Raw genomic sequence first — 6,417 nt, forward strand, 5'->3', positions numbered from 1 at the left:
ATCAATTCGAACCGATCGACAAAAGACTGTCAATCAAGAAGCTGGCCCCAAGGCAAATCGAGAATACGTATCTACAGTCGAAGATCCAGACCTTATACACGAAGAATTCAAAGTTGACAATGCGAGCACTCTCGACAAGTACCACGACAAGTACTACAATGTTACTAGAATAGTTGACAACGTTAAAGATGAATATATAAAACTAGATAGTCGTACGCTTTTTGGTGGCGCAGTGTATTGCTATTACAGGAATGATGCCGAGCGAAATAAAGCGATTGCACTCGAGCGGAATCAGGCGCTGACCTTGTCAGGCCTATTAAGGCTAACACCCAGGTCTGCAAGAAGATTGCGGGTAGATGCCATTGATTGCGTCCTGAATGCATAACCAAAGACTCCAGGCCCCGGCTAGTCAATAACATCATGATACCGGCCTCGCCAAAGGAAAATGTAGTCCTAAATGAACGCCTTATTTATATCTTTAATCTCTCTCCTACTGGATCGCACGAAAACGTATTCAAGGCCAGTATCGTTGACATTGCGTACGCTACTATATTTGCGCACAAGCAAGATCAGATCCGTAATCAATATACCAAGTCACTCCCACGAAGAAGATCTCTTGCCTTAGAGAGAGCGCTGCCAAGCCGAGTGCTGATGCCTTCACGGTGGTGCCTCTGCTGTTGAATTCCTGTAATGCGCCGATCGCCACCGGCACGACTACAATCACGCTGCGACAGCTCAACCAGCAGACCTGCTTTGATTTGTTTGCGATTCTGTAACCCAGTTGTCAATCTGTAGGCCTGGCACCCGAGCAAATTCATCGGTGTTGTTGGTAACCAGCAGAGCGCTTTGACTCAGAGCATGGGCTGCAATCAGCGTGTCTAGTGAACCGATCGTTGTGCCTTTGCGCTCTAGCTCAGCTCGCAGCTCGCCATAGGCCCAGACGGCATTTTCATCAAACGGAAGGATCGTGAGCGGTGCCAGAAACATTTCCAACGCCTGGCGATTGCGAATCGAGCCACTCTTTGCCACCCCATAGGCCAGCTCTGCAGCCACAACACTGCACAGACCGATCTCACCGATGCGGTACTGCCGAAAGCGCTGCAGCACTGCAACTGGCTTGGCATTAATGATGTAGATGCAGATGTTGGTGTCCAGCAGGATCATGGCTGGATGGCTGGTCGCATTTGCTGATCCGGCTGGTCCCGCTGCAACTCGAATCCCGGCTCAAAGGCCGCAAGTCCTGCCTCCATGGTCTGCCACGGATCGTCTATGGGCAGCAGCAGCACGCCATTGCCGAAGTGCTTCACCACCACTTCACAGCCAGAGAAGCGGTAGTCCTTGGGCAGACGGACAGCCTGACTGCGGCCCGACTGAAACAAACGCGCGGTATCCAACAGCAGCAGCTCCGTGGTGGTTATCAATGGTAGCCACCACGGAGCTGTCGGTCACAGCCAATGCCTGTAGCTGCTCCGCTGCCGCCGGGCCCTGGCCTTGGAGCGAGCAGAGCCGAACTGTGGGCTGCTGCCATCACGGCGGCGCCTCACCCAGGTTCCTTTTCTGATCAAGCCAGCGTCCTGGTTATTGGCGCGCCGTGCAGCAACGATCGCCCCGTAACCACGCTTTTGTTTGGTTCGGGCACGGGAGCGGGCCTGGCTAGCGCTGGCGGCCGGCACCACGGTGGATGTGGATCGGTTGCGCCAGAACACCAGATACCAGGCCATTCCCTCAGCCCCTTTCAGCTAATCAGCGCCGTGGTGCAGCCGCCCTGGGCGTGGTGCCCTTGACCGCCTCTAGGTAGAGCTCGGCGGTGCTCAGGGTCTGCAGGTTTGGGGCGGCGCTGTGGTCATGGCCCGCCTCAGCAACCGTGCCTGCGTACAAGCCGCTCCTCTGCTGGAACAAGAAGCTGAACACCGGGTGACGGCGCAGCTCCTCCATGTAGTCGCCATCGCACAGCGCTACGCCATCGGCGGTGAGGGGTTGGCCCTTGCCATCCACCGGCAGCAGCCGCTCACGGCCGTCCACATCCCCCAGCTGGAAGTGGCCGCCGCACAGCGTCACGAAGGTGTCAAAGAACGTCCCCCGCTCATCGCCGCCAACCCGGCCTTCCGCTTCTGAGAAGAGACGCTCCATCAAGCGCTCCTTGCGCAGGTTCTGCACCTGGGAGCGGGCCTCGTCCCGTTCCTTTTCGACGCTGCGCACGCGGCGCAGGTTGGCCTCGTTGAGCTCGCGCTCGCGCTCGCCCACCTGACGTTCGAACTCCTCCCGCTTGCGCTCGGCGTCCTGCAGGCGGGCGTATTCGTCCGGGTTGATCTCCGAGAACCGGGACAGCTGGGCACGAGCCTTACGCAGCTCTTTATCGAGCTGGTTGCTGCGGCGGCGTTCGGCTCGCAGCGGTTCAACACTGCTGGTTGTGGCAGCAGGGGGGTCATCGTTGCCGCTGCTGGCGCTGATCGAGTCCTGGCGGATGGCGGAATCGAGGCCGTCGTCAGCACCGCCCAGATCACCGCCGCTGGCCTCGTCGTCGCCCTCATCGAGGGGGTCGAGTTCAGCAGCTAGTGGAGCTAGGGAGCCAGCAGGGCCCTGGTTGGGTTGCTGCTGCTGCTGGCGGTAGCTCTGCCAAGGCACGGCGGGAGCAGGGGACTGAGAAGCAGGGGTTGAAAAGAAGGAGAAGGACATCACCCATCACGGCTGTGGTGTTGCGGGCGCCCCGTCCGGGCTGCGCTCGCTCTCCCCTATTGCCAGGCTGGGAGCACCGCGGAAGATCCGATGCTGCGCTTTCTGCTCAACGTGCTCTGGTTCGTGCTCGGGGGCGTTGTCATGGGTTTGGGCTGGTGGCTAGCCGGACTGGTCGCGGCGATCACGATCGTCGGCATCCCCTGGGCCCGGGCTTGCTTTGTGATCGGCAACTACTCCTTCTGTCCGTTTGGAAATGAGGCCGTAAGCAGGCATGAGCTCACCGGACGGATGGATTTCGGCACCGGACCGCTGGGGCTGATCGGCAACGTGATCTGGTTTCTGGTGGCGGGCTGGTGGCTAGCGATCGGCCACCTCACCTCTGCGGTGGCCTGCTTCGTGACGATCATCGGCATTCCCTTTGGGATCCAGCACATCAAGCTGGCGCTGATCGCACTGGCCCCGGTCGGCATGCAGGTTGTGCCGGTGCGCCGCTGATTACCACCCGAGCAGCGGGCTGGGGAAGTGGCTTGGCGAGCGGACCACCAGCGTGAAAAGCCAGTACGCTCTTGCCCCCTTCCCTGGCAGTGCAGTAGCCATGGACAACAGCACCAATCCAACGCGCGGCCAGCAGCTACTGGTGTTCCGTCCGCAGCAGCTGGTTGACGCCCAGGTCCTGATCCAGGCGGTGAAAGGCAACCAGGCAGTTGTGCTCGATGCCAGCAGCGCAGACGACGGAGAAGCACAGCGACTGATTGATTTCGCCTGTGGCGGCATGGAGGCTATTGATGGCCAGGTGCATCGCATCGATGCCGAGACCTTTCTGTTCTCCCCAGCCCGGGGGCGGGTGGAGCATTGGCCGTTGAGTGCCTGAAACCCGACGCCCCTATCAACTAAGTAGATCAACCGCCTCATCCACTGCTGGTGCAGCCCGCCTGGCCGGCAGGTAGATCCACTCCCCCGCTGGCAGCTGGGTTGAGGGCAGATAACCCGGCACTAGTAGTTGCGTCCCCGCTGTGATCGGTGTGGTGGAGCGATAGACGGGCAACAGCAGGGTGGTGCCAGGCGGCAGCGGTTCCTCGCTGGGCCAGCTACTCAGCTCCGGGTTGAACTCGCGCAGCAGAGAAAGGCTGAGGTTCTGCTCAGCCGCCACGCTGCTCAAGGTCTCGCCCTCGCCTGTGACGTAGACCTGGCTCCGCTGCAGCACCGGGTTGAGGCTGCGCAGCTTGGTCTCGGTGGTGCCATGGCGACCGGCCAGCACCGCCAACGAATCACCATCAACTGCGGTGATCCTTTGGGTGCTTTCCAGTTGGGGGTTGCTACGCCGCAAGGTGGCCACGGTTGTCCCGTAGCGCTCGGCGATCAGGTTCAACGTGTCGCCATCACGGAGCACCAGCACGCTGTGGGGTCTGAGCACCAGCTGGATCGCTTCCCCCAGCAGCGGCTGCACCAATAAACCGATGCCACCGGGGCCGTAGTCCGCCCCGAAGTGCTGCACCAGGCAGCCGGCGAACTGGGCCCGCCCTCCGGAGGGCAACCCGCCCTGGGGCGACAGCTGGGCCAGGTCCCCCAGCCACATCACCCCCTGACAGGGGGCCTGCACCGTGCCCAGCAGCGCTGGGTCCCAGGGCAGCGGTGCCTCGTCGCGGAATCCGGGGGTAGCCCAATCGAGCTCGGCCGCCAGCCAATCGAAGGTATTGCTGGTGCTCACCGGCAGGATCGCCGCACGGCAGAGGTAGCCCTGCAGCAGCACATCACCCGGGTCGGTGAGGGCGGTGTCGTTGTAGCCGCCCACGATGCCGCCCTGCTCCAGAAAGCAGTCGATCACGTGGCGGCGAATCGGAACCGGACTGCGGCTCTCGGGCCGGTCCACCTCAAACAGGCAGAGGCGGGCATTGGCGTAGGGCTGCAAGGCCAGCCATAAAGGCGCAGCAAGGGGCTGAGCTACCTGGCTGTCGATTGCGGGTGAGGACGCTGGCAAGCCCACCAGTTGGCCCCACTGCCCTGCAGCCCTAACGGGGTTAAGTCCCTGGTTCAGCGGCGAGAGGGGTTGCTCCATCGCTCAACCCCGCACCAGTGATCCCTGGAAGGGATCGGTTTTGCATTGGCGCCAGTTCTGCAGCCTTGGCAGCAGCAGCGCCAGCTGGCCGATGTGCTGGCTGCGCTGCCAGTTCAGCACCACAGCTGTTGATGGGCCAGCAGGGTTCCACTCGCTTTCGGTTTCCTCCAGCAGGAGCTCGGTGGCGTAATCGACCACGGCCAACTTGCTCAGCGGCAGCGGGTTGGGCACGACGCCACCGGCCACGCCCTTTCGCCGGATGCGCACCGGGCTGTTCACGTCCACCGGGGTCAGTACCGCCAGCTGCTGATCCAGGCCAGCGATGGCATCGAGGTGGCCCTGGGCGGTGCACACCCCCGTGGGGTAGTGGATCTGCAGCAGGGCCATCTCCCGGCTCAGAGCCGAGAGAGAGGGTGCGCTGACAGGAATCGAGAGGGCGATGCGCAGGGCTTCTGTGTCACCAGGCCGCCAGGTGCAGATAGGTGGGGAGGGCTGGGTCATGCCCCCCGTTGCCAGCTCAGCTGCTGTTGCCCCCAGTGATCTCACCCAGCCCCAGCTGCTGCCGCAGCTCGGCGCCATCGATCACCCCCCGCTCATGCAGCACCAGCCACTCCTGCACCGAGGGCTGGGGTTTGCGCGGCGGTTGCGGGGGCACCAGCGGGCAGATCTCCACGCTGCAGGCCGGCGTGTCGGAAAGCTTTTCGCCGGTGAGGCGGGTCCACTGGCGCAGCAGGGTGCTGAGCATCGAACTCTTCTGGCCCGCCAGGGACTGGAGCACGGCAAAGCTCTGGCCGGCCGTGAGCGAAACCTCCAGTTCGGTGCGAGCTGGACCGTGGCCACCGGCGGGAATCAGGGCGTCGCGGCGCATTGCCTCCTCCAGCTGCTTCAGGTAGGCCCGGTGCTCTGCCAGCGAGCGGGCTTCTATTTCGACCCACTGGAACTTGGCTCCCTCGGGCAGGTCCATAAAGGAGGAGGTGGAGAGCACCAGGCGCTGAGGGAGCTGGCCTTCTGCGCCGCCGGTGCCTGCTCCCGAGCCCAGGGCGCCATCGCTGCGGCGGAAGCCGTAGGCATCCACCAGCCCGGTGCGTACGCCCACGGGCAGGGCCGTTCGTGACAACAGATCCTCGTAATCGCTGCGGCAGCGGTAGTGGTTGAGGTACTGGTGGGCCAGACCAAGGTGCGGCAGATCGCCTTCTCCAAAGGCGCTGCCATCCACTGAGTACCAAAGGGCCGGCAGGTCAAAACGCTGTGGCAGCAGCGAAGGCTCGCCTGCCGGCACCACGTCGTAACCATCCACGGCGCCGGGATTGGGGTTGGCCTGCCAGCTGCGCAGCACTAGGCCGTCATCAGTGACCGAAAGGCTGCGGTACAGCCAGGCTTGGGGGTCCGGCACCAGGCCACCGTGAGCATCGAGCACCACCGTGGGCACGGCTGCATTGCCGCTGGCGAACCGGGGCGGCAGGGCCTGGCGGCGAGGCTCCCGCCAGACGATCTCCACCGGCCCTGATGCAGGAGCACCGCTGGCGCCATCGGTGGGCAGGCGCCAGTTGAGCAGGTCGCCCCGGGGCACTAGGAGTCTGTTGCCGATAGAGCCGCAGCCTGCCCACTGGACACAGCGAATCCCGGCTGATCTGAACGAAAGCAGCTCCGTTCTTCTGCCTGATGGGCCCAATCGGTGGAGTTCT

General features: G+C 62.8%; 10 protein-coding genes. 3 read left to right on the forward strand and 7 right to left on the reverse strand.

Annotated elements, in window-relative coordinates:
• Positions 1-385, forward strand: a 385-nt coding sequence (locus AC01FP_RS15415) for a hypothetical protein (RefSeq protein WP_474481558.1), incomplete at its 5' end; no start/stop codon positions are given.
• A gap of 350 nt (positions 386-735) precedes the next feature.
• Here the strand turns inward: AC01FP_RS15415 and vapC are convergent.
• The 4 genes from vapC to AC01FP_RS15435 are packed head-to-tail and all read right to left on the reverse strand — an operon-like array spanning position 736 to position 2,676.
• The gene (gene vapC, locus AC01FP_RS15420; RefSeq protein ID WP_474481559.1) at positions 736-1,164 is read right to left on the reverse strand and encodes a type II toxin-antitoxin system tRNA(fMet)-specific endonuclease VapC; all 429 of its coding nucleotides are present in this window, start codon (positions 1,162-1,164) and stop codon (positions 736-738) included.
• Complete coding sequence (locus AC01FP_RS15425; protein ID WP_474481560.1) at positions 1,161-1,421, reverse strand: antitoxin; 261 nt, start codon at positions 1,419-1,421, stop codon at positions 1,161-1,163. The genes vapC and AC01FP_RS15425 overlap by 4 nt, the downstream gene beginning before the upstream one ends.
• Before the next feature lie 24 nt (positions 1,422-1,445).
• The gene (locus AC01FP_RS15430; protein WP_474481561.1) at positions 1,446-1,721 is read right to left on the reverse strand and encodes a hypothetical protein; all 276 of its coding nucleotides are present in this window, start codon (positions 1,719-1,721) and stop codon (positions 1,446-1,448) included.
• Positions 1,722-1,743: 22 nt separating this feature from the next.
• Entirely contained in the window at positions 1,744-2,676 is a 933-nt protein-coding gene (locus AC01FP_RS15435; protein WP_474481562.1) for a hypothetical protein, read from the reverse strand.
• 90 nt (positions 2,677-2,766) lie between these two features.
• Here AC01FP_RS15435 and AC01FP_RS15440 point away from each other — a divergent pair, with 90 nt between their 5' ends.
• Complete coding sequence (locus AC01FP_RS15440) at positions 2,767-3,171, forward strand: YccF domain-containing protein (RefSeq protein WP_474481563.1); 405 nt, start codon at positions 2,767-2,769, stop codon at positions 3,169-3,171.
• 100 nt (positions 3,172-3,271) lie between these two features.
• Positions 3,272-3,547, forward strand: coding sequence for a cell division protein SepF (gene sepF / locus AC01FP_RS15445; protein ID WP_474481564.1), 276 nt, complete (start codon positions 3,272-3,274; stop codon positions 3,545-3,547).
• Between the two features lie 15 nt (positions 3,548-3,562).
• Here sepF and AC01FP_RS15450 read toward each other — a convergent pair whose 3' ends face one another.
• From AC01FP_RS15450 to AC01FP_RS15460, 3 genes are all read right to left on the reverse strand, one after another.
• A complete protein-coding gene (locus AC01FP_RS15450; RefSeq protein ID WP_474481565.1) occupies positions 3,563-4,732 on the reverse strand; it encodes a LysM peptidoglycan-binding domain-containing protein in 1,170 nt (389 codons plus the stop codon).
• Between the two features lie 3 nt (positions 4,733-4,735).
• Positions 4,736-5,233 carry a hypothetical protein gene (locus tag AC01FP_RS15455; RefSeq protein ID WP_474481566.1) on the reverse strand — a complete coding sequence of 166 codons (498 nt, stop codon included), beginning with the start codon at positions 5,231-5,233 and terminating at the stop codon, positions 4,736-4,738.
• Between the two features lie 16 nt (positions 5,234-5,249).
• Positions 5,250-6,417, reverse strand: a 1,168-nt coding sequence (locus tag AC01FP_RS15460; protein WP_474481567.1) for a DUF4055 domain-containing protein, incomplete at its 5' end; no start/stop codon positions are given.

This window comes from Cyanobium sp. NIVA-CYA 375, from assembly GCF_056108345.1.